The sequence below is a fragment of the Micromonospora pallida genome (assembly GCF_900090325.1).
Classification (GTDB): Bacteria; Actinomycetota; Actinomycetes; order Mycobacteriales; family Micromonosporaceae; genus Micromonospora; species Micromonospora pallida.
Genome location: NZ_FMHW01000002.1, coordinates 4,307,453 through 4,328,683 on the forward strand (window position 1 = coordinate 4,307,453; position 21,231 = coordinate 4,328,683).

Consider the following 21,231-nt stretch of genomic DNA (forward strand, 5'->3'; position numbering starts at 1 on the left):
CGGCGAGCGTGTACGCCACGCTCGCCGCCAACCCCGGAAGGGCCACTCGAGGCCAAACCCGGAGGGGTCACTCGCGGCCAACCCCGGAAGGGCCACTCGGCGCCAGTCCGCCCAGGGTTCAGAGGAGCGGGTCGAGGCCGATGGTGAGGCCGGGCCGGTGCCGGACCTCACGGACGGCGAGCAGGACGCCGGGCATGAAGGAGGCCCGGTCGTAGGAGTCGTGCCGGATGGTGAGCGTCTCCCCGGCGGTGCCGAAGAGGACCTCCTGGTGCGCGACCAGGCCGGTGGCCCGGACCGCGTGGACGCGTACCCCGTCGATGTCGGCGCCGCGCGCACCCCGCACCTCGCTGGCGGTGGCATCGGGTGACGGCCCCAGGCCGGCGTCGGCGCGGGCCTGCGCGATCAGCCGGGCGGTGTGCGTGGCCGTGCCGCTGGGCGCGTCCAGCTTGCGCGGGTGGTGCTGTTCGATGATCTCCACCGACTCGAAGTGCCGGGCGGCCCGGGCGGCGAACTGCATCATCAGCACCGCGCCGATGCCGAAGTTCGGCGCGATCAGCACGCCCACCCCGGGCCGGTCGGCCAGCCAGCCGCGCACCTGCTCCAGCCGCTGCTCGGTGAAGCCGGTGGTGCCCACCACCGCGCTGATCCCCTGGTCGATCAGCCAGCGCAGGTTGTCCATCACCACGTCCGGGGTGGTGAAGTCGACGACCACGTCGGCGGCGGAGGCGATGGTGAGCCCGTCCCCCTGGTCGATCGTCGCCACCAGTTCGAGGTCGCCGGCCGCCGCGACGGCCTTGCACACCTCGGCACCCATCCGGCCCCGGGCGCCCAGTACGCCGACCCGGACCGGCTCGTCGCGTCGCTTCTCCTGCACGTCAGTCACGGGGCACAACCTATCCCAAGCCGGGCATGGCCCATCCGCCGGAACGGACAGCCGTCCACCCTGCGGAAACGTTCGGCTCAGCCGGCGAAGTCGCGGTCCCCGAACGGGCCCACCACGGCCAGGGACATGGGCCGGGCGAGCAGGTCGGCGGCGAGGGAGTTGACGTCGTCCACGGTCACCGCGTCCACCCGGGACAGCAGCTCGTCCACCGGTGTCAGGTCGCCGTAGAGCAGCTCACCCTTGGCCAGCCGGCTCATCCGGGAGCCGGTGTCCTCCAGGCCGAGCACGAACGAGCCCTTGGACATCCCCTTGCCCCGGGCCACCTCGGCCTCGGTCAGCCCGTCCGTGGACACCCGACGCAGTTCGGCGCGGGTCAGCTCCAGCACCTCGTCCACCTTGCCGGGCGCGCAGCCGGCATAGATGGCGAACAGCCCGGAGTCGGCGTACTGGCTGGCGTAGGAGTAGACCGAGTACGCCAGCCCGCGCTGCTCCCGGATCTCCTGGAACAGCCGGCTGGACATGCCTCCGCCGAGCACGTTGTTGAGCACGCCCAGCGCGAAGCGGCGCTCGTCCAGCCGGTCGATGCCGGGGCAGCCCAGGATCACATGGGCCTGTTCGGTCTCCTTCGGCTCGACCACGGTGGTGGGCGGCTTCGTCCGGACCGCCGGCCGATTCGACCGGCACGGGGCCGGCGACGCCGGTGCGGTGTCCAGCGGCGTGTCGCGCAGTGCCTGCCGGACCAGTTTCACCACGGTCGCGTGGTCGAGGTTGCCGGCGGCGGCGATCACGATCTGCGGGGCGACGTACCGCTTCCGGTAGAAGCCCTGGATCTGCCGGCGGGTCATCGGGGTGACCGTCTCCTCGGTGCCGGAGATCAGCCGGCCCAACGGGTGGTCACCGTAGACCGCCCCGGCGAAGAGGTCGTGCACCTCGTCGCCAGGCTCGTCGTCGTGCATGGCGATCTCTTCGAGGATCACGCCGCGCTCGGTCTCGACGTCCGCCGGCTCCAGCACCGAGTCGGCGACCAGGTCGCACATCACGTCGATGGCCAGCGGCAGGTCCTGGTCGAGCACCCGGGCGTAGTAGCAGGTGTACTCCTTGGTGGTGAAGGCGTTCGTCTCGCCACCCACCGCCTCGATCTCGGCGGAGATGTCCAGTGCGGTCCGCTTGTGGGTGCCCTTGAAGAGCAGGTGCTCCAGGAAGTGCGCGGCGCCGGACTGTGGGCCGGTCTCGTCCCGCGAGCCGACCGCCACCCAGATGCCGAACGAGACGCTGCGCATCGCCGGGATCGCCTCGGTGAGCACCCGCAGCCCGCTGGGGAGCACGGTACGGCGCACCGTGCCGCCCAGCGGGTCGTCGCTCAGTGTCCGGGTCACCGCCCGAGCCGACGTCGACCGGCCGGGCTGGGCGGCTCCGGCGGCGCGGGCGCGGTGTCCCGCGCCCCACGGTCCGGTGACGAACGGTGCGTGGACGGCCCGACTCACAGGTACCTGACTCCTAGCGTGGACGAAAGGATGGTCACCCGCCCGGCTCCGGGTACGGGTGCCCGCTGGGGACTCCGACGGGACCAGCCCGGCTCGGTGAGCCGGGCTGGTCGACGGATCGGTCGTGCCGTCGTGCGTGGTCGGACGGTACGGGTCAGCTGTGCCGGGTCCGGCGACGCGGACGCGACTCGCCGCCCTCGCCCCCCTCACTCCGACGCGGGCGCTCGCCGCCCTCGCCGCCCTCGCCCCGGCTCGGACGCTCGCCCCGGTCGCCGCGCGGACCCCGGTCACCCCGGTCCCGGCCGCCGGCCGGCCGCTCGCCGCCCTCGGCCTCGGCCGGCGCCTCGGCGCCCTCCGGACGGACCTTGTCCAGGTAGATCTTGCCGCGGGCGTCGATGTCCGCGATCTCCACCTCGACCTTGTCGCCGACGTTGAGGAAGTCCTCGACCTTCTCGACCCGCTTGCCGTCGCCCACCTTGGAGATGTGCAGCAGGCCGTCCCGGCCGGGCAGCAGCGAGATGAAGGCGCCGAACGCGGCGGTCTTGACCACTGTGCCGAGGAACCGCTCCCCCGCCTTCGGCAGGGTCGGGTTGGCGATCGCGTTGATCCGCTCCACCGCGGCCTCGGCCGACGGGCCGTTGGTCGCACCGACGTAGATGGTGCCGTCGTCCTCGATGGAGATCTCGGCGCCGGTCTCGTCCTGGATGGCGTTGATGGTCTGGCCCTTCGGGCCGATCACCATGCCGATCTTGTCGACCGGGATCTTGACGGTGGTGACCCGCGGCGCGTACTCCGACATCGTGGCCGGGGCCTCGATCGCCGCCTGCATCACGTCGAGGATGGTCTGCCGGGCCTCGTGCGCCTGCTGGAGCGCGGCGGCCAGCACGTCCGACGGGATGCCGTCGAGCTTGGTGTCGAGCTGCAGGGCGGTGACGAAGTCCCGGGTGCCGGCGACCTTGAAGTCCATGTCACCGAAGGCGTCCTCGGCCCCGAGGATGTCGGTGAGCGTGACGTACTCGGTCTTGCCGTCGACCTCGTCGGAGATCAGGCCCATCGCGATGCCGGCGACCGGGGCCTTCAGCGGCACACCAGCCGAGAGCAGGCCCAGGGTGGAGGCGCAGACCGACCCCATCGAGGTCGAGCCGTTCGAGCCGAGCGCCTCGGAGACCTGCCGGATCGCGTACGGGAACTCCTCGCGCGACGGCAGCACCGGGATCAGCGCCCGCTCGGCGAGCGCGCCGTGGCCGATCTCCCGACGCTTCGGCGAGCCGACCCGACCGGTCTCACCGGTGGAGTACGGCGGGAAGTTGTAGTTGTGCATGTAGCGCTTGCGGGTCTCGGGAGCGAGGGTGTCCAGCATCTGCTCCATGCGCAGCATGTTCAGCGTGGTGACGCCGAGGATCTGCGTCTCGCCCCGCTCGAACAGCGCCGAGCCGTGCACCCGGGGCAGCACCCCGACCTCGGCGGTCAGCGGACGGATGTCGCGCGGGCCCCGGCCGTCCATGCGGACCTGCTCGCGGAGCACCCGGTTGCGCACCTCGGACTTGCTCAGCGACCGGAACGCGGCGCTGAGCTCCTTCTCCCGGCCCTCGAAGCGCGGGCCGAGCTCCTCGACGACCTTGGCCTTGACCCGGTCCAGGGCCTCCTCGCGGTCGGCCTTGCCGGCGATCTTGAGGGCCTCGGCGACCTCGGCGCGGACCAGGTCGGCCACCGCGCCGAAGACGTCCTCCTGGTAGTCCAGGAAGACCGGGAACTCGGCGACCGGCTTGGCGGCCACCTCGGCCAGCTCGCCCTGCGCCCGGCACAGCTCACGGATGGCCGGCTTGGACGCCTCCAGGCCGCTGGCGACGACCTCCTCGGTCGGGGCGGGCGCACCGCCCGCGACCAGCGCCACGGTGTGCTCGGTCGCCTCGGCCTCGACCATCATGATCGCCACGTCGCCGTCGGCCAGCGCCCGACCGGCGACCACCATGTCGAAGGTGGCCCGGGCCAGCTCGTCGCGGGTCGGGAAGGCGATCCACTGACCGTCGACGTGCGCCATCCGGGTCGCCCCGATCGGGCCGGAGAACGGCAGGCCGGAGAGCTTGGTCGACATCGAGGCGGCGTTGATCGCCACCACGTCGTACGGGTGCTGCGGGTCGAGCGCGAGGATGGTCTCGACGACCTGGACCTCGTTGCGCAGGCCCTTGACGAACGACGGGCGCAGCGGCCGGTCGATCAGCCGGCAGGTGAGGACCGCGTCCTCGCTGGGGCGGCCCTCGCGGCGGAAGAACGAGCCGGGGATCCGGCCCGCCGCGTACATCCGCTCCTCCACGTCGACGGTCAGCGGGAAGAAGTCGAACTGCTCCTTCGGCTGCTTGCCGGCCGTGGTGGCGGAGAGGACGACCGTCTCGCCGAGCTGGGCGATGACGGAACCGGCGGCCTGCCGGGCGAGCCGGCCGGTGGAGAAGGTGATCTCACGGGTGCCGAAGGACCCGTTGTCGATCACGGCGGTACGGGATTCGGTGCCGAGTCGGTTCTCGGTCATGGGTATGTCTTGCTCCTCACGTCGGGGGCCCACGACGCGCGGAAGCTGCTCAGACGGCCGGTCTTCGATCGAAGCGCCCGGGGCCGGCGGATGCCGGGGGTCCCGGGGGCCACTACCGGAGACCGGTACGCTGACCGGCTCCCGTCTCGGGTGGTCGCGCGGCCCTGGGTTGTGGTGTGGGGACGCCGATCGGGGGAGCGGCCGTGGGCCACTCCCCCGTTCACGTCACCGGCGCAGGCCGAGCCGCTCGATGAGCGACCGGTAGCGGTTGATGTCCTTCTTCTGGACGTAGTTGAGCAGCCGACGGCGACGGCCGACCAGCAACAGCAGCCCACGACGGCTGTGGTGGTCGTGCTTGTGCACCTTCAGGTGCTCGGTGAGCTCGGCGATCCGCTTGGTGAGCACCGCGACCTGCACCTCGGGGAACCGGTGTCCCCCTCGGCGGTCGCGTACTCCGCGCGGATCTTGGCCTTGGCTTCCTGGTCGAGCGCCATTTTCTCCCTGTTTCGATGGGTTGTTCGTCAGGCTCCGCCCGTCCCGTCGGGGACCGGAAACGGAGGCGAACCTCGCACCCGCGGCGTCGAGCAGGCGCGCGAGGCCCCACGTCGTTGAACGACGTCCCCGCCAGACTACCAGCATTCCGGACACCCGCCCGTCGAAGGGCTGCCGGGCGCGCCCGGGGCGCTCAAACCCGGGCTCGCCCGGGGCGCTCAACCCAGCGCCGTCCGGGTCCGGGCGACGTCCTCGCGCATCTGCGCCAGGAGCGGCTCGATCGAGTCGTACCGGCGCTGTTCGCGCAGGCGCGCCACGAAGTCCAGGGCGAGCCGCTCCCCGTAGAGGTCCCCGGTGAAGTCCAGCGCGTACGCCTCGACCCGGCGTTCCCGCCCGGAGAAGGTGGGGTTGGTGCCGATGGAAACCGCCGCCGCGAGCGGCTCCGGCCGCCCCCGCCAGGTCAGCCGGGCGGCGTAGATGCCGTCGGCGGGCACCGCCGCGTACCGGTGGCAGAGCAGGTTGGCGGTGGGGAAGCCCAGTTCCCGGCCGCGCTGGTCGCCCCGGACCACCACCCCCTCGAGCCGGTGCGGGCGGCCGAGCGCCGCTGCGGCGGCCGTGACGTCCCCGGCGTCGACGCAGGACCGGATGTACGTCGAGGAGAAGACCGTGCCGTCCGAGGCGACCAGGGGGGCACCCTCGACGGAGAAGCCGAAGGTCCGGCCGAGTCGTTCCAGCAGCGCCACGTCACCGGCGGCCCGGTGCCCGAAGCGGAAGTTCTCGCCGACCACCACCAGCGCGGCGTGCAGGTTCTCGACCAGGATGTCATGCACGAACGCCTCGGCGGGCAGCCGGGAGAACTCGGGCGTGAAGGGCACCACGCAGAGCACGTCCGCCCCGAGCGCCTCGACCAGCTCGGCCTTGCGGGCCGGCTCGGTGAGCACCGCCGGGTGCGAACCCGGGCGGACCACCTCCGCCGGGTGCGGGTCGAAGGTCACCACCACCGACTTGACGCCCAGTTCCCGCGCCCGGGCCACGGCGTGGCCGATGATCGCCTGGTGCCCACGGTGCACCCCGTCGAAGACGCCGATGGTCACCACCGACCGTCCCCAGCCACCGGGCACCGCCTCGTACCCCCGCCAGCGCTGCATCTCTCTCCTCCTCTGGCCGCACCGGCCCGGACCGGTGCGGTGGCCGCCGAACGATCCTGCCCGTACGGTCCGCCGTAGGGCCCCGTACGGCTGGCCGCCGATCGGTCCTGCCGGCGCGGTCTCTCCCTGTCAGGCCGGGGCGAGCACGATCTCCGCGCGGGCCCGGCCCTCCCGCTCGCTGACGATAGCGACCAGTCCCCCGGCGGGGTCGAAGACCGCGTACGGGCCGGCGATGCCGGCCGGGGCCAGCGGGCCGCCGTGGGAGAGCGTCCGGGTCTCGTCGGGGCTGGCGTCCCGGCGGGGGAAGAACCGCTCGGCCGCCGCCGCGAGCGGGAGGGAGACCACCCCGGGGGCCCGTTCCTCCAGCTCCGGCAGGGTGGCTGCCTCGGTGAGGGCGAACCCGCCCACCGCCGTCCGACGCAGCGCGGTGAGATGCCCGCCGACGCCCAGCGCGCCGCCGGCGTCCCGGGCGATGGCCCGGATGTACGTACCGGAGGAACAGGTCACGTCGATGTCCACGTCGACCAGGTCCGGCGTGTCCCGGCGGATGGCGAGGACGACCAGCCGGGAGACGGTGACCCGGCGCGCGGCCAGCGCCACGGTCTCGCCGTCCCGGACCCGTTTGTAGGCCCGCTGGCCGTCGATCTTGATGGCGCTGACCGCGCTCGGCACCTGGTCGATCTCGCCGGTCAGGGCGGCCAGGGCGGCGTGGACCGCCTCGTCGGTCACCCCGGTCGCGGAGGTGGCGGCGGTGACCTCGCCCTCGGCGTCGTCGGTGACCGTGGTCTGCCCCAGCCGGATGGTGGCGGTGTAGCTCTTCTCCGCGCCGATCACGTACGTGAGCAGCCGGGTGGCCCGACCGACCCCGACGATCAGCACGCCGGTGGCCATCGGGTCGAGCGTCCCGCCGTGCCCCACCCGACGGGTGCGGGCCAGTCGCCGGATCCGTGCCACCACGTCGTGCGACGTCATGCCGGCGGGTTTGTCGACCACGATCAGACCGTCTGCGTTCACGTCGGCCAAGCCTGCCAGACCGCCCGGGCCCGCTCCCCGCCGGACCACCCGTCGGAGAAGGTCGCCGGGCCACCCGAAGAATGCCCGTACGCGTCAACAGAGCAATCGGAAATAGGACGGCGGGAAACAAAAGGTGGTGTCATCATCAGGGCCCCGGTCCGTCGACGGGTGCGGATCGGCCGCTCATGAGGGAGATCCCGATGCCCACCACCCAGGATAGGAACACCGACCTGCCTCGGGCGCGACAGCCCGGCCAGCCGTCGCTGCTGCCCGACTGGATGCGCAATCCGCCACCACCGCGGACCACCCTCGGTGACCGGGTCGCCGGCGGGCTGCTGCGGATCCCAGGGGCGCCCAGGATCCGCCGGGCCTGGTGGGCGTGGCGGGAGCGGCAGCGGCTGTACCAGCGCTTCCCGAACGCCGTGAAGATCGTGGCGTTCTTCGCCTCGTGGGCGGTCGCCCTGGCCCTGGTGCTCATCGCGTGGGGCCTGTTCTCGATGGCCTGACGCCAGGCCCTCGCCCCCGGGCGTTCAGTGGACGCCGGTCACCGCCCAGCGCCCGGAGCGCAGCCGGAGCGAGAGCGCGACCAGGCGGATCACCACGAAGAGGGTGAGGCCCGCCCAGATCCCGCCGAGACCCAGATCGAAGGCGTAGGTGAGCCAGATCGCCGGGAGGAACCCGCCGAAGCCGGCGGCTACCGCGACGTTACGCAGGTAACGGACGTCGCCGGCGCCGATCAGCACCCCGTCGAGGGCGAACACCACGCCGCCGAGCGGCTGGATCACCACGAACCACGGCCAGATCGCCGCCGCCTGTTCGCGTACTTGGAGATCGGAGCTGAACAGGGTGGGCACCAGGTTGGCGCCGACGGCGATGAGCAGGGCGAACGCCAGCCCGCAGGCCCCGCCGAGCAGGCCGATCCGGCGGGCCAGCGCGCGGGCACCGTCGTCGTCACCGGCGCCGAGCGCCGCGCCGACCAGCGCCTGGGCGGCGATGGCGAGGGCGTCGAGCAGCAGCACCGTGAAGAACCAGAGCTGTACGACGATCTGGTGGGCACCGACCGCGGCGGCGCCGAACCGCGCGGCGACGGCCGTCGCGGAGAGGAAGCTGGCCTGGAAGGCGACGCCCCGGATCAACAGGTCCCGGCTGACCGCCAACTGGTGGCGGATGACCTGAGGCCGGGGTCGCAGCGACACCCGCTCGCCGACCAGCGCCGCGACGAACAGGGCACCGCAGAGGGTCTGCGCGACCACGTTGGCCACCGCCGAGCCGACCAGGCCCATCCCGACCGGATAGACCAGCAACGGGCAGAGCACTGCGGAGAGCAGGTTGGGGCCGAGCACGTACCAGAGCGGGCGACGGGTGTCCTGGATGCCGCGCAGCCAACCGTTGCCCGCCGCGGCCAGCAGCAGCCCGGGCGCGCCGAGGGCCGCGATCCGCAGCCACTGGGCGGCCGCGTCGGCCACCTCACCGGACGAGCCGGCCAGGGTACGGGCCAGCGGGCCGGCGACGAGTTGCATGCCGAGTGCGACGGCCAGCCCGGCGGTGAGGGCGAGCCAGGACGACTGGACGCCCTCGGCCACCGCGGCGGCCCGGTCGCCGGCGCCGAAGCGGCGGGCCGACCGGCCGGTGGTGCCGTACGCCAGGACACCACCCAGCCAGGCGATCAGGGTGAGCACCGTCCCGCCGACGGCGACGGCGGCCAGTGGCACCCGGCCGAGGTGGCCGACCACGGCCGTGTCGACGAGGACGTACAGGGGTTCGGCGGCGAGGACGACCAGCGCCGGCAGGGCCAGCCCGGCGATCCGCCGCGCCGACGCCACCGGCACACCGGAAACGGCGGCGGCAGACACAGCCTGATCCTGGCACGTCCGCCGTAACCCTTACAACCCGGGTCCGCCCCTTACCAAACGCCGGTCCGAACCCGCCGGCCCGCCTACGCGATCAGGGGTCTTCCGACCGGGAGGACGCCGCCGCCGGCCTACCCCACGATCACGTGAGCGACGGCCGGCGGAAGCGGGTCACTGACGGGTGTCCATGGAGGTCTGCAGGGCGCGACGGGCCTGCTCGCGAGCCTCGTCGGTGGTTTCGGGCTGGGGCTTGGTCGGCATGGCGACTCCCTCTCAGGGGGCACGCGCGCAGGGCGCGGCACACTCGGGCGTTCCTGCTGCACGCCCCCGCCAGCGTCCGGGGGTGACCGGCTCAGCTGGCCCGGGCAGCGTCGACCCGGGTCGGTTCGACCCTGCGGGAGGCGGTGTCGGGTGGGACTCCGCCACGGTGAGCGACGCCAGCAGCACAGCGCCGACCCGTCACCCAAGTTATCGTTAAGTTCCACATGTTGCCCGTGCTTCTCAACACGTGGACATGGGTCAGCGGGCGAAGAAGTGCCAGCCGAGCCACCACCAGAAGCCGACCAGGCCGATCCGCCCCACCGGCACCGAGCCGACCTCGTACTGCATCACGTACGCGCAGACGGCCCCGAGTGACGGCACCCGCGAGCCCTCCCGGCGGGCCGCCCACTCCACGACGGCGAACAGCACCAGCGACACCAGGAAGCCGCCGATGGCGAGGGTCCGCATCATCGCCGCACCAGCCCCCAGAACGCCGCCAGCCAGCCGAACCAGGCGGCCGTTCGGACCAACGAGTCCTCCAGCAGAGGATCGGCCAGTCGGGAGAAGGTGGGGAACTCGTCGCCGGCCGCCATGACGAAGGTGGCCCCCTCGAAGACCCCGAAGAGCGCCACCGGCAGCACCCACCAGAGCGCGCCGCGACGCAGCCGCTCCGGCGCGGGGCGGCGCGGCACCCGGTGGCTCAGCCCGAGCCAGACCAACACCCCGCCGGTGCCGATGGTGTAGAGGTTCGCCGACGTCGAGAAGGAGGGCAACTGGCCGCCGACCAGGGACAGGCAGGCCAGTACGGGGACGACGACCGCCGGACGGTCCCAGACCCGGGGCGCCTCGGCGACGATCTCGTGGGGCTGCTCCATACCGCGATTGTCTCCCTCCGTCACCGAGCGCGGAAAGGTCGACACTCCCCGCGATCAGCCCCGGTCCACCGCCCGGAGCACCGCCGGGTCCAGTTCGGACCGAATCCGGGCCACCACGTCCTCCGCCGTGCCCCGTCCGGTGAACCCGGCCGCGAAGCGGTGCCCGCCCCCGCCCAGGGCCACCGCGACCCGGCTGACGTCCACCGCGCCCTTGCTGCGCAGGGAGACCGCCCACCCGTCCTCGGCGATCTGCTTGAGCACGCAACTCACGTCCGCCTCGGCGGTGCACCGCACCGAGTCGATCAACGGCTCCAGCACGTACGGCTGCTGGTCGTGGCGGGCCAGGTCGGTCAGGGTGGCGCAGGTCCAGACGAAGCCGTGACCACCGGCCGCCGCTGGTTCCAGGCGGGTCCGGCCGAGCACGTCACCGTAGAGACGGACCGCGCCGAAGGGCCGGGTGTCGAAGATCCGGCGGGAGATCTCCCCCGGCCGGATGCCGGTGGCGAGCAGCCGGGCCGCCATCCGGTGCACCTCCGGGGTGGTGGCGTCGAAGCGGAACGAGCCGGTGTCGGTGGCCAGGGCCACATACAGGCACTCGGCGATCGCCGCGTCGAGCGGCACGTCGAGGCGGGACAGCAGTTCGTCGGCCACCACCGAGGTCGCCGCGGCCCCGGGGTCGACCAGGTGGACGTCACCGAACCCGGTGTTCGAGGCGTGGTGGTCGAGGACCACCGCCGGAGCCGCCACCGCCAGCCGGTCGACCAGGTCACCCAGTCGGGACTCGCTGGCCGCGTCGAAGCAGAGGACCAGGTCCGGGTCGGGGTACGCCTCGGCGGCCGGCACCAGCAGGTCGAGACCGGGTAGGTCGCGGAACGGCTCGGGCACCTCCGGCGGCCCCGGGAAGGTCGCCTGCACCCCGCGCAGCCCGAGGCGGCGCAGCCCCAGCCCGAAGCCGAGCATGCTGCCCAGCGCGTCCCCGTCCGGATTGATGTGGCAGATCAGCAGCACCCGGGCGTCGGGGGCGAGCCGCCGCAGGGCGTCCACGGCGGCGGCCCAGTCGGCCTCGGACGGCCCGGACCGGACCGCCGAATCCTCGACGAGCAACCCGCCGGTCGACCCGCTCGGGTCGTCGGTCACCGCCGTTCCCCGCCAACCGACGGGACGTCGTCGGACTCCTCGTCCTCGACGTCGGTGTCCTCGTCGACCCGGTACGGCTGGGCCTCCCCGGCGTACTCCGCCCTGGCGGCGATCCGCTGCACCTCGGCGTCGGCGCTGCGGGCCTGGGCCAGCAGGTCGTCGATGTGCTTGACGTGGTCCTGGACGTTGTCCAGGACGAAGGTCAGGGTCGGCGAGTGCCGCAGCCCGAGCGCCTTGCCGACGGTGCTGCGCAGCATGCCCTTGGCGCTCTCCAGCGCGGCGGCGGTGCCGGCCTGCTCGGCGGCGTCCCCGAGCACGGTGTAGAAGACCGTGGCGTCGCGCAGGTCGGCGGTGATCCGGGCGTCGGTGATGGTGATCATGCCGAGGCGGGGATCCTTGATCTGGCTCCGTACCACCGACGCGACCAGTTCACGCACCCGTTCGGCATGCCGGCGCACCTTGGCCGAATCCGTCATCTCCGCCACCTCCACGGCATCGTCGTCCCGGTCCGGACCGGCGACACGGGTGCCACCGGGGCCGGACCGACCAACAACACGAACACTACCCGCGCGACCCTACGGGTCACGCCGGAGCACCGGCGGCCCGGCCGCCGGCGTCCGTCGTCAGTCGTCCGCGCCGTAGAGGCGTCGACGGACCGACAGCAGTTCCACCTCCGGGCGGCCCGCCACCAGACGCTCACAGGAGTCGAGCACCTCGCGGACGTGTTCCGCCTCCGCGGCCACCACGGCCACGGCTATCTCGGCCCGACCGTGCAGGTCGAGCGCTCCCACCTCGGCGGCCGACACCTCGAAGCGGCGCAGCGCCGCCACGATCGGCCGTACGTATGATCGTTTGCCCTTGAGCGACCGGGAATCACCCGGCAGCAGCAGGTCGAAGACTGCGGTTCCGGTGAACATCGCCTCGGACGATACCGGTCCACCGGCCCCCATGATCAAGGGGTTTACGCCGCTCGGGCGTAAACCCCTTGATCAGGTGTCACCGGGCGTCAGCTACGCGCCTTCTCCCGCATCTCGAAGGTCTCGATGACGTCGCCGACCTGGACGTTGTTGTAACCACCCAGGGTCAGACCACACTCGAAGCCCTCGCGCACCTCGGTCGCGTCGTCCTTGAACCGCTTGAGCGAGCTGATCGTGAGGTTGTCCGCCACGACCGCACCGTCGCGCAGCAACCGCGCCTTGGCGTTCCGGCGCATGATGCCGGACCGGACGATACAACCGGAGATGTTGCCGACCTTGGACGAACGGAACACGTCGCGGATCTCCGCGGTGCCCAGCTCGACCTCCTCGTACTCCGGCTTGAGCAGGCCCTTGAGCGCCGCCTCGATCTCCTCGATGGCCTGGTAGATGACGGTGTAGTACCGGATCTCCACGCCCTCGCGGTCGGCGATCTCACGGACCTTGTTGGCGGCCCGCACGTTGAAGCCGATGATCGTGACCGCCTCGGACGAGGCGCTCGCGAGCATGACGTCGCTCTCGGTGATCGCGCCCACGCCCCGGTGGATGATCCGAAGCTGGACCTCCTCCGGGATGTCGAGGTTGAACAGCGCGTCCTCGAGGGCCTCCACGGAACCGGAGACGTCGCCCTTGAGCACCAGGTTGAGCGAGGTCTTCTCGCCCTCCTTGAGCTGCTCCATGAGCGTCTCGAGGGTGGCCCGGCCACGGGAGTTGGCGAAGGACGCCGCCCGCCGCCGTGCCTGCCGCTGCTCGGCGATCTGCCGAACGGTGCGGTCGTCCTCGGCGGCCAGGAAGGTGTCACCCGCACCCGGCACCGCGGTCAGACCGAGCACCAGGACCGGACGGGCCGGACCGGCCTCGGCGACCTGGTTGCCGTTCTCGTCGAGCATCGCCCGGACCCGGCCGTGCGCCCCACCGGCGACGATCGAGTCGCCCGCCCGCAGGGTGCCCTTCTGCACCAGCACCGTCGCTACCGCACCACGGCCCTTGTCCAGGTGCGCCTCGATCGCCACACCCTGCGCCGGCCCGTCGATCGGAGCGGTCAGCGTCAGCGACGCGTCGGCGGTCAGCAGGACGGCTTCGAGCAGGTCGTCGATGCCGATGCCGGGCTTGGCCGCCACGTTGACGAACATCGTGTCGCCGCCGTACTCCTCGGCGACCAGGCCGTACTCGGTGAGCTGCTGGCGCACCTTGTCCGGGTTGGCCTCCGGCTTGTCGACCTTGTTGACCGCGACCACGATCGGCACGTCCGCCGCCTTGGCGTGGTTGAGCGCCTCGATCGTCTGCGGCATCACGCCGTCGTCGGCCGCGACCACCAGCACCACGATGTCGGTGACCTGGGCACCACGGGCACGCATGGCGGTGAACGCCTCGTGACCCGGGGTGTCGATGAAGGTCACCGCCCGGTCCTCGCCCTCGTGCGGGACGTGGACCTGGTAGGCACCGATGTGCTGGGTGATGCCACCCGCCTCGCCGGCCACGACGTTCGCCTTACGGATCGCGTCGAGCAGCTTGGTCTTACCGTGGTCGACGTGACCCATGACGGTCACCACCGGCGCACGGCTGACCAGGCGGTCCTCCGCGACCTCGGCGTCGAGGTCGATGTTGAACTGCGCGAGCAGCTCGCGGTCCTCGTCCTCCGGGCTGACGATCTGGACGTCGAAGCCCAGGTGCTCACCCAGCAGCAGCAGGGTGTCGTCGGAGCAGGACTGGGTCGCGGTGACCATCTCGCCCAGGTTGAACATCTCCTGGACCAGCGAACCCGGGTTGGCGTTGATCTTGTCGGCGAAGTCCGACAGCGAGGCGCCACGGGAGAGCCGGACGACCTGACCCTGACCCCGGGGCGCGCCCGAGCTCATGGTCGGGGCCGACAGGTTGTCGAACTCCTGTCTGCGCTGCTTCTTGGACTTGCGACCACGCGTCGGCCGGCCACCCGGACGCCCGAAGGCACCCGCGGCACCGCCGCCACGGCCGCGACCGCCACCACCGGGACGACCGCCACCACCGGCCGGCCCACCGGGCCGGAACCCACCGCCGGCACCAGCGCCAGCACCGGCGCCACCGCCGGGACCGCCACGGAAGCCACCGCCACCGCCGCCGCCACCGCCGGGACCGCCACGGAAGCCACCGCCACCGCCGCCACCGGGACCGCCACGGAAGCCACCGCCACCGCCGCCACCGCCGGGACGGCCTGCGCCGCCGCCGGGACGACCCGCACCCGGGCCACCCGGACGACCGGGACGCTGGCTCGGCATGGAGTTCGGGCTGGGCCGGGGCGGCATGGAGGCCGGACTCGGCCGCGGCGGCATCGAGGCCGGGCTGGGCCGGGGCCCACCGGCGCTGGACGCCGGCGGACGCGGCTGGCCGCCGCCCTGAATACCGAACGGGTTGTTGCCCGCGCCACGGGCCGGCGGACGACCGCCGGGGCCGGGACGACCCGGGGCCGGGGCGCCGGTACGACCGGCGGCCGGCGAACCCGGGCGGGGCGGGATCGCACCCGGACCCGGCCGAGGGCCGGGACGGGTGGTGCCGTCCGTCGGGGGCTCCCGACGGACGTTGTCACGCTGCTGCTGCCGGGCGGCCTGCGCGGCCTTGACCGCAGCCTCCTGGTCAGCCTTCAGCTGGGCGGCGCGCGCCTCGGCGGCGGCCACCTCGATGTCGTGGGCGCTCGCCGGCTTGGCGACCGGGGTCGCCGGGGGCGGCGGGCCGGGGACCGGTCCCTTCGGCTTCGGACCGGGCACCGCCGGCCGCCGGGGCGGCATCGGCTTGGCCGAGATCCGGGGTTCGCCGGGGACCGGCGGCGGGGTCGGGGTGGGTCGGGGGGCCGGACTCGGGGTGGCCGCCGCCGGAGCGGACGGCGCCGAGGTCTCGGCCGACGCGACGAATGCGCCCCGCAGTCGCCGGGCGACGGGCGCCTCGACGGTGCTGGACGCGGACTTCACGAACTCGCCCATTTCCTTCAATTTGGCGAGAACTGTCTTACTCTCGACCCCGAGCTCCTTTGCCAGCTCGTGTACGCGGGCCTTACCTGCCACTGCACTCCTCACTCCGAGGTCGTGCGGGCAGCACCCGCAGCGACCTCACTCCTGCACTTGAAGCCTGGTCATTTCAGGGACTTCATCGTGTGCTCATGTCGGTCGTCCTACCTTGCTAGCGACTCTCGTCCGGTCGGGCGTGACCGGACGTGGAGCTTGGCGCGTCGACATACTTCGCCAGTTCGCCGTGATCGGGAACTCCGGTGATACGCAACGCTCGCCCGAAGGCGCGGCGTCGTACCGCCAGCGCGAAGCAGGCCGGATCCGGGTGCAGGTTCGCTCCCCGACCCGGCAGCCTGCGGGACGGATCGGGTCGGAGGCTGTGTCCAGCCTCGTCGCCGATCGCGACGATCCGCAGGAGTTCGCTGGCCGGCGCCCGTCTCCGGCAGCCCACACAGGTGCGCTCCGGCTGCGTGCGTCGTACCACTGAGAAAGTCTACCCCTAGCTGCTCGAGATCGCTCCGCCCGGCTCCGGGACGTGATCAGCACCGCGTCGCCCCGCCGGGGCGGATTGTTCGGCATCGGACCGGATGTCGATTCGCCAACCAGTCAATCGGGCGGCAAGCCGGGCATTCTGCCCCTCCCGCCCGATCGCCAGCGAAAGCTGGAAGTCGGGCACGGTGACCCGGGCCGTCCGGGTGGCCAGGTCGACCACCTCGACCCGGAGCGCCTTGGCCGGCGACAGCGCGTTACCGACAAAGGCCGCCGGGTCATCCGACCAGTCGATGATGTCGATCTTCTCACCGTGCAGTTCGCTCATGACCGCGCGGACCCGCTGCCCCATCGGGCCGATGCAGGCGCCCTTGGCGTTCACGCCGGGCACGGTGGAACGCACCGCGATCTTCGTACGGTGACCTGCCTCACGTGCGATGGCGCTGATCTCCACGGTGCCGTCGGCGATCTCCGGCACCTCCAGGGCAAAGAGCTTCTTCACCAGGGCCGGGTGGGACCGGGAGAGAGTGATCTGCGGGCCGCGCATGCCCTTGGCCACGTGCACCACCACGCAGCGGATCCGCTCGCCGTGCGTGTACCGCTCGCCGGGTACCTGCTCGGACTGGGGCAGCACGCCCTCCAGCTTGCCCAGGTCGACGCTGACGATGCCCTTCTCGGCGCGGGCCTCGTGCGCCTGCACCACGCCGGTGACCAGGTCGCCGTCGCGCCCGACGTACTCGCCGAAGTGCACCTCGTCGGTGGCCTCCCGTAGTCGCTGGAGGATCACCTGCTTGGCGGTCATCGCGGCGATCCGGCCGAAGTCGTGCGGGGTGTCGTCGACCTCCCGGACCACGGTGCCGTCGGGGTCCAACTCCTGGGCGTAGACCAGGGCCTGTCCGTTCTTGCGGTCGATCTCCACCCGGGCGTGCGGCTGGGCACCCTCGGTGTGCCGGTACGCGGTCAGCAGCGCGGTCTCGATCGCCGCGAGGATCGTGTCGAACGGGATCTCCCGCTCGCGCTCCAACGCGCGCAGCGCCGCGAGGTCGATGTTCACCTCTCCTCGTCCTCCACATCATCATCGTCGTCGTCGCCGGCTTCGCCGGCCTCGTCGGTGGCGTCGAACTCGTCCGCTTCGTCGATCTCGTCGAGTCGGCTGAACTCGACCTGAACCCGACCCGGGCCGAGTTCGGCGTAGGTCCATGTCGCCTGCTCGCCGTCCACGTCGAGCACCACCCGCTCGTCGTCCGCGCCGACCACCCGGCCGGTGACCTGGCGGTCCCCCGGCTGCCCGGGGCGCTGTTCCGGCACGGTGACCCGGGCCGTCACCCGCACCAGGCGGCCGACGTTACGACGCCAGTGCCGGGGCAGGGTGAGCGGGCGGTCCACGCCCGGGGAACTCACCTCGAGCTGGTACTCCCCGGCGACGATGTCGCCGCCGGATTCCTCGGCAGCGTCCAGTGCCGTCGAGACCGCCCGGGAGACGTCCGCGACGGCGTCCAGGTTGATGCCCTGGTCACCGTCGACGATCACCCGCACCACGTGCCGGCGGCCGGCCCGCGAGACGGAAAGGTCCTCCAGGTCGTACCCGGCGGCCACGACCACCGGCTCGATCACGGCCCGCAGCCGGGACCGGCGGGCGGCGAGATCCCCGCCCGGGGCACCGGTGGGACGGGGTCTCCCCGTCGACCTGGTGGCCCGGCCACGCTGCGTCATCTGGCGTACCCCTCTCAGCATCGACCGCACCGGCGTCGGGCAGCCACGGCGGCACGCCACCGGGTTGTTCGCCACCGGTGGCTGCGCAGAGCGTAACGCGCCGTCGGTCAGACCGGCCGGGCGGCGCACCGACGTCGTTGCCCGCGAACGGTCGCGGATGGTGTTGACTTGTCCGGTGGCGATCGGCAGAGCAACACAGCGCAACGGGGCCGCCGGACATTCCCGGCGGAAGGTACTGCGTACCGGGGCACTCCTGGCCCTCGGCGGAGCCACCGCGTCGGTGGCCGGCTGCGGACTCCTCGACCGGGAGGATTCCCCGCCACCCCCCGACCCACTCCAGCCCCTGGTCGACGGCGCGCTCGCTCTGGAGGCCCGGTACCGGGCCGCGATCGGCGCCGACCCGACGCTCGCCGACCGGCTCACCCCGATCGCCGATACCCACCGGGCGCACGCCGCCGAGCTGGCCGCGGCACTCGGGGTGGCACTCCCCTCGCCCAGCCCGTCCGCGTCGACCGCCGCTCCCAGCGGGGACGCCGACACCGTCGTCGCCGAGTTGCGCGCGGCCGAGGAGCGCGCCCGCGCGGAGGCGGCGACGTTCTGCGCCCAGGCCCCGGCCGACCGGGCCGCCCTGGTCGGCTCGATCGCTGCGGCCCGCGCCACGCACGCGGAGGTGCTGCGGTGACCGCCGAGGAGGCGCTCGGCGCGGCGCTGACCGCCGAGTACGCGGCGATCTTCGCGTACGGGCCGATCGGGGTACAGCTCGCCGACGCCGCGCGTCGGGCCGCCCGGGAGGCCGAGGCCGCGCACCGGCGTCGCCGTGACGACCTGGTGTTGCGGCTGAGCACCGGCAGCGGCACGGTCCCGGCCGACCGGGCCGGGTACGCCCTGCCGTACCCGGTGACCGACCGGGAGAGCGCGCTGCGGCTGGCGGTGGAGGTGGAGGAGCGCACCGCGGCATACTGGCGGGCGGCGCTGGCGGCCACCACCGGCGCGGAACGCACCCAGGCCCTGGCGGCGCTGACCGACTGCGCCCTACGGGCGACCCGCTGGCGGCGCACCGCCGGGGTGAACCCGTCGACCGTGCCTTTCCCCGGCCGTCCCGCCTGACCCGACTCTTCCGGCCGTTCGTCCTCCCCCGACGGCCCCAGTCGACCCGCCGTGCCCAGTCGACCCGCCGTGCCCAGTCGACCCGGCTCTCCCGGTCGCCCCTGCTGACACGGCGGGCGGCGGCCGGCAGACTGGGAGGCGTGTCCGTACTGGGAGCCCTCGCCCGTCGTCTCGGGCACCAGCGCTGGTTCGCCGCTGCTGGTCGCCTGCTGGCCCCCGCCGACCGGCTGGTCGGGCGGCTCACCCGGGGCCGCGTGGTCGCCCTCGGGCTGATCCCCTCCCTGGTGCTCACCACCACCGGCCGCCGCTCCGGCAAGCCGCGCAGCAACCCCCTGCTGTACGTGCCGGACGGGGACGCGTACGTGGTGGTCGGGTCGAACTGGGGGCAGCCCCGACAGCCCTCCTGGGTGTTGAACCTGCTCGCCGAGCCGGCCGCCGAGGCGCTCCGCAACGGACACCGGACACCGGTACGGGCCGAGTTGGCCACCGGCGCGGAACGGGAGCGGCTCTGGCGGCTCCTGGTGGCCGAGTGGCCGGCCTACCACACGTACGCGCGGCGGGCCGGCGACCGGGAGATCCGGGTCTTCCGGCTCGTCCCGACGGGTGTGCCGTCGACCGGCGGAACCGCCCCGGCCGCCTAGACACCGGGGCTGGACGGCACACGCCCGACCGGTGGGACACGCCCGCCGCCGAATGTCAGCCGAGTCCGCCCTGGACGCCGATCAGCGTCCCGATCAGGTACGTCGCGCCGGCCGCCAGCGCGCCAAGGACGAGTTGCCGCAGTCCGCTGGTCCACCAGGGTCGGTTGGTGAAGCGGGCGACGACCGCCCCGGCGACGAAGAGGCCGGCACCGCCCGCCGCGAGGGCCAACCACAGGCTGGTGAAGCCGACCAGGTAGGTCAGGAGCGGGACCAACGCGCCGATCGAGAAGAAGACGAACGACGACAACGCCGCCGTCCACGGGCTGGGCTGGTCGTCCGGGTCCACGCCCAACTCCTCCCGGACGTGCACCCGCAGCGCCTCCTCCGGGTTGTGGCGGAGCGCGTCGGCCACCTGCCGGGCCAGGTCGTACGGGAGGCCGCGGGCCGCCCACGCCTCGGCCAGTTCCCGGGCCTCCGCGTCGGGGTGGCGCTGCAACTCCCGCCGTTCCTTGGCGACCTCGGCGGCGACCTGCTCGTTGGCCGACCGGACGCTGGTGTACTCGCCGAGGCCCATGGAGATCGCGCCGGCGACCAGCCCGGCGGTGCCGGTGAGCACGACGGCACGGGGCGAAACGCCGCCGCCGCCCACGCCCGCGATCAGGGCGATGTTGGTGACCAGACCGTCCATCGCGCCGAAGACGGCCGGACGCAGCCAGCCACCGGAGACGTCCGCGTGGTGCGCCTCCCGCAGTGCTGCCGGGGTGTCGGTCACGGCAGGGTCAGGATCTCGTGGCCGGTCTCGGTGACCACCACGGTGTGCTCGAACTGGGCGGTCCACTTCCGGTCCTTGGTGACCACGGTCCAGCCGTCGTCCCACATGTCGTACTGGTAGGTGCCGAGGGTGATCATCGGCTCGATGGTGAAGGTCATCCCGGGCTCCATCACGTCGGTGGGGCGCGGGCTGTCGTAGTGCGGCACGTACAGGCCACTGTGGAAGGCCTCGCCGATGCCGTGGCCGGTGAAGTCGCGCACCACGCCGTAGTGGAAGCGCTTGGCGTACGACTCGATGACCCGGCCGATCACGTTGATCTGACGGCCCGGGGCGACCGCGCGGATGCCGCGCATCATCGCCTCGTGGGTCCGCTCGACCAGCAGCCGGACCTCCTCGCCGACCTCGCCGACGGAGAAGGTGGCGTTGGTGTCCCCGTGCACCCCGCCGACGTACGCGGTGACGTCGACGTTGACGATGTCCCCGTCGTGCAGCACCGTGGAGTCCGGGATCCCGTGGCAGATCACCTCGTTGAGGCTGGTGCAGCAGGACTTGGGGAAGCCCCGGTAGCCCAACGTCGACGGGTAGGCGCCCTGGTCGACGAGGAACTCGTGCACCACCCGGTCGATCTCGTCGGTGGTCACGCCGGGCTTGCAGTGCTCACCGGCGAGTTGCAGCGCCTGGGCGGCGATCCGACCGGCGACGCGCATCCGCTCGACGGTCTCCGGGGTCTGCACGTGCGAGCCGCGCCACTCCTGGGGAGCCTTCTTGCCCACGTACTCGGGGCGACGGATGTGCGACGGCACCGGTCGCCACGGAGAGAGCGTGCCTGGGGTCAACGGCGCACGGACGGTCATCCGGCAAGCCTATCGCCGCCCCGGCGGACGGA

Annotated in this window: 20 protein-coding genes and 2 pseudogenes; 4 read left to right on the forward strand and 18 right to left on the reverse strand. The window is 72.8% G+C overall.

Annotated elements, in window-relative coordinates; all coding sequences use genetic code 11:
- Positions 1–118 precede the first annotated feature (118 nt).
- From dapB to truB, 6 genes and pseudogenes are all read right to left on the reverse strand, one after another.
- Positions 119–883, reverse strand: a complete 765-nt coding sequence (gene dapB / locus GA0074692_RS17595) for a 4-hydroxy-tetrahydrodipicolinate reductase (RefSeq protein ID WP_091646017.1) — start codon at positions 881–883, stop codon at positions 119–121.
- Positions 884–960: 77 nt separating this feature from the next.
- On the reverse strand, positions 961–2,259 hold the full coding sequence (locus GA0074692_RS17600) for a M16 family metallopeptidase (RefSeq protein WP_091653648.1): 1,299 nt from the start codon (positions 2,257–2,259) through the stop codon (positions 961–963).
- Between the two features lie 262 nt (positions 2,260–2,521).
- Positions 2,522–4,894, reverse strand: coding sequence for a polyribonucleotide nucleotidyltransferase (locus GA0074692_RS17605; RefSeq protein WP_091646020.1), 2,373 nt, complete (start codon positions 4,892–4,894; stop codon positions 2,522–2,524).
- Between the two features lie 225 nt (positions 4,895–5,119).
- Positions 5,120–5,388: pseudogene (gene rpsO / locus GA0074692_RS17610) on the reverse strand (30S ribosomal protein S15).
- Between the two features lie 216 nt (positions 5,389–5,604).
- Positions 5,605–6,534, reverse strand: coding sequence for a bifunctional riboflavin kinase/FAD synthetase (locus GA0074692_RS17615; protein WP_091646022.1), 930 nt, complete (start codon positions 6,532–6,534; stop codon positions 5,605–5,607).
- 129 nt (positions 6,535–6,663) lie between these two features.
- Positions 6,664–7,548 (reverse strand): tRNA pseudouridine(55) synthase TruB, encoded by an 885-nt coding sequence (truB, locus tag GA0074692_RS17620; RefSeq protein WP_091653651.1) that lies wholly within the window; start codon positions 7,546–7,548, stop codon positions 6,664–6,666.
- Between the two features lie 200 nt (positions 7,549–7,748).
- On the opposite strand from truB, the gene GA0074692_RS17625 reads away from it, so the two are divergent.
- A complete protein-coding gene (locus GA0074692_RS17625; RefSeq protein ID WP_091653653.1) occupies positions 7,749–8,054 on the forward strand; it encodes a hypothetical protein in 306 nt (101 codons plus the stop codon).
- A 24-nt stretch (positions 8,055–8,078) separates the two neighbouring features.
- Here the strand turns inward: GA0074692_RS17625 and GA0074692_RS17630 are convergent, their stop codons facing one another.
- The 10 genes and pseudogenes from GA0074692_RS17630 to rimP form a co-directional block, all read right to left on the reverse strand.
- Positions 8,079–9,401, reverse strand: a complete 1,323-nt coding sequence (locus GA0074692_RS17630) for an MATE family efflux transporter (protein ID WP_091646024.1) — start codon at positions 9,399–9,401, stop codon at positions 8,079–8,081.
- Between the two features lie 516 nt (positions 9,402–9,917).
- A complete protein-coding gene (locus tag GA0074692_RS17635; protein WP_176738712.1) occupies positions 9,918–10,127 on the reverse strand; it encodes a DUF6186 family protein in 210 nt (69 codons plus the stop codon).
- Positions 10,127–10,534, reverse strand: a complete 408-nt coding sequence (locus tag GA0074692_RS17640) for a hypothetical protein (RefSeq protein WP_091646028.1) — start codon at positions 10,532–10,534, stop codon at positions 10,127–10,129. Before GA0074692_RS17640 ends, GA0074692_RS17635 begins: the two co-directional genes overlap by 1 nt.
- A gap of 54 nt (positions 10,535–10,588) precedes the next feature.
- The gene (locus GA0074692_RS17645; protein ID WP_245730349.1) at positions 10,589–11,671 is read right to left on the reverse strand and encodes a DHH family phosphoesterase; all 1,083 of its coding nucleotides are present in this window, start codon (positions 11,669–11,671) and stop codon (positions 10,589–10,591) included.
- Entirely contained in the window at positions 11,668–12,147 is a 480-nt protein-coding gene (gene rbfA, locus GA0074692_RS17650) for a 30S ribosome-binding factor RbfA (protein WP_091653656.1), read from the reverse strand. The genes GA0074692_RS17645 and rbfA overlap by 4 nt, the downstream gene beginning before the upstream one ends.
- 147 nt (positions 12,148–12,294) lie before the next feature.
- Complete coding sequence (locus tag GA0074692_RS17655; protein WP_091646030.1) at positions 12,295–12,588, reverse strand: DUF503 domain-containing protein; 294 nt, start codon at positions 12,586–12,588, stop codon at positions 12,295–12,297.
- Between the two features lie 89 nt (positions 12,589–12,677).
- Positions 12,678–15,680: a translation initiation factor IF-2 gene (gene infB / locus GA0074692_RS17660; RefSeq protein ID WP_091646032.1), complete on the reverse strand. Its 3,003-nt coding sequence runs from the start codon at positions 15,678–15,680 to the stop codon at positions 12,678–12,680.
- Positions 15,681–15,773: 93 nt separating this feature from the next.
- Positions 15,774–16,107, reverse strand: a pseudogene (locus GA0074692_RS17665) (YlxR family protein).
- A 15-nt stretch (positions 16,108–16,122) separates the two neighbouring features.
- Positions 16,123–17,166, reverse strand: a complete 1,044-nt coding sequence (nusA, locus tag GA0074692_RS17670) for a transcription termination factor NusA (RefSeq protein WP_091646038.1) — start codon at positions 17,164–17,166, stop codon at positions 16,123–16,125.
- Complete coding sequence (rimP, locus tag GA0074692_RS17675) at positions 17,163–17,825, reverse strand: ribosome maturation factor RimP (RefSeq protein WP_091646041.1); 663 nt, start codon at positions 17,823–17,825, stop codon at positions 17,163–17,165. Before rimP ends, nusA begins: the two co-directional genes overlap by 4 nt.
- Positions 17,826–18,000: 175 nt before the next feature.
- Between rimP and GA0074692_RS17680 the strand changes: the two genes are divergently transcribed.
- The 3 genes from GA0074692_RS17680 to GA0074692_RS17690 all read left to right on the forward strand — a co-directional run bounded on the left by GA0074692_RS17680 (position 18,001) and on the right by GA0074692_RS17690 (position 19,573).
- A complete protein-coding gene (locus GA0074692_RS17680; protein WP_425413339.1) occupies positions 18,001–18,507 on the forward strand; it encodes a hypothetical protein in 507 nt (168 codons plus the stop codon).
- Positions 18,504–18,932 carry a ferritin-like domain-containing protein gene (locus tag GA0074692_RS17685; RefSeq protein WP_091646044.1) on the forward strand — a complete coding sequence of 143 codons (429 nt, stop codon included), beginning with the start codon at positions 18,504–18,506 and terminating at the stop codon, positions 18,930–18,932. The genes GA0074692_RS17680 and GA0074692_RS17685 overlap by 4 nt, the downstream gene beginning before the upstream one ends.
- 140 nt (positions 18,933–19,072) lie before the next feature.
- Positions 19,073–19,573 (forward strand): nitroreductase/quinone reductase family protein, encoded by a 501-nt coding sequence (locus GA0074692_RS17690; protein WP_091646045.1) that lies wholly within the window; start codon positions 19,073–19,075, stop codon positions 19,571–19,573.
- Positions 19,574–19,628: 55 nt separating this feature from the next.
- Here GA0074692_RS17690 and GA0074692_RS17695 read toward each other — a convergent pair whose 3' ends face one another.
- Together GA0074692_RS17695 and map are read right to left on the reverse strand one after the other, a co-directional pair.
- Positions 19,629–20,345 (reverse strand): VIT1/CCC1 transporter family protein, encoded by a 717-nt coding sequence (locus tag GA0074692_RS17695; protein ID WP_091646047.1) that lies wholly within the window; start codon positions 20,343–20,345, stop codon positions 19,629–19,631.
- The gene (map, locus tag GA0074692_RS17700) at positions 20,342–21,199 is read right to left on the reverse strand and encodes a type I methionyl aminopeptidase (protein ID WP_091646050.1); all 858 of its coding nucleotides are present in this window, start codon (positions 21,197–21,199) and stop codon (positions 20,342–20,344) included. The genes GA0074692_RS17695 and map overlap by 4 nt, the downstream gene beginning before the upstream one ends.
- Between the last annotated feature and the right edge of the window lie 32 nt (positions 21,200–21,231).

What these genes read in the sequence shown, in the direction of transcription:
- GA0074692_RS17635 (WP_176738712.1), bottom strand. Translation starts at nt 10,127, where the DNA reads ATGCGGACCCTCGCCATCGGCGGCTTCCTGGTGTCGCTGGTGCTGTTC.
- rbfA (WP_091653656.1), bottom strand. Translation starts at nt 12,147, where the DNA reads ATGACGGATTCGGCCAAGGTGCGCCGGCATGCCGAACGGGTGCGTGAA.
- GA0074692_RS17640 (WP_091646028.1), bottom strand. Translation starts at nt 10,534, where the DNA reads ATGGAGCAGCCCCACGAGATCGTCGCCGAGGCGCCCCGGGTCTGGGAC.
- GA0074692_RS17655 (WP_091646030.1), bottom strand. Translation starts at nt 12,588, where the DNA reads ATGTTCACCGGAACCGCAGTCTTCGACCTGCTGCTGCCGGGTGATTCC.
- GA0074692_RS17625 (WP_091653653.1), top strand. Translation starts at nt 7,749, where the DNA reads ATGCCCACCACCCAGGATAGGAACACCGACCTGCCTCGGGCGCGACAG.
- rimP (WP_091646041.1), bottom strand. Translation starts at nt 17,825, where the DNA reads ATGACGCAGCGTGGCCGGGCCACCAGGTCGACGGGGAGACCCCGTCCC.
- GA0074692_RS17605 (WP_091646020.1), bottom strand. Translation starts at nt 4,894, where the DNA reads ATGACCGAGAACCGACTCGGCACCGAATCCCGTACCGCCGTGATCGAC.
- map (WP_091646050.1), bottom strand. Translation starts at nt 21,199, where the DNA reads ATGACCGTCCGTGCGCCGTTGACCCCAGGCACGCTCTCTCCGTGGCGA.
- GA0074692_RS17615 (WP_091646022.1), bottom strand. Translation starts at nt 6,534, where the DNA reads ATGCAGCGCTGGCGGGGGTACGAGGCGGTGCCCGGTGGCTGGGGACGG.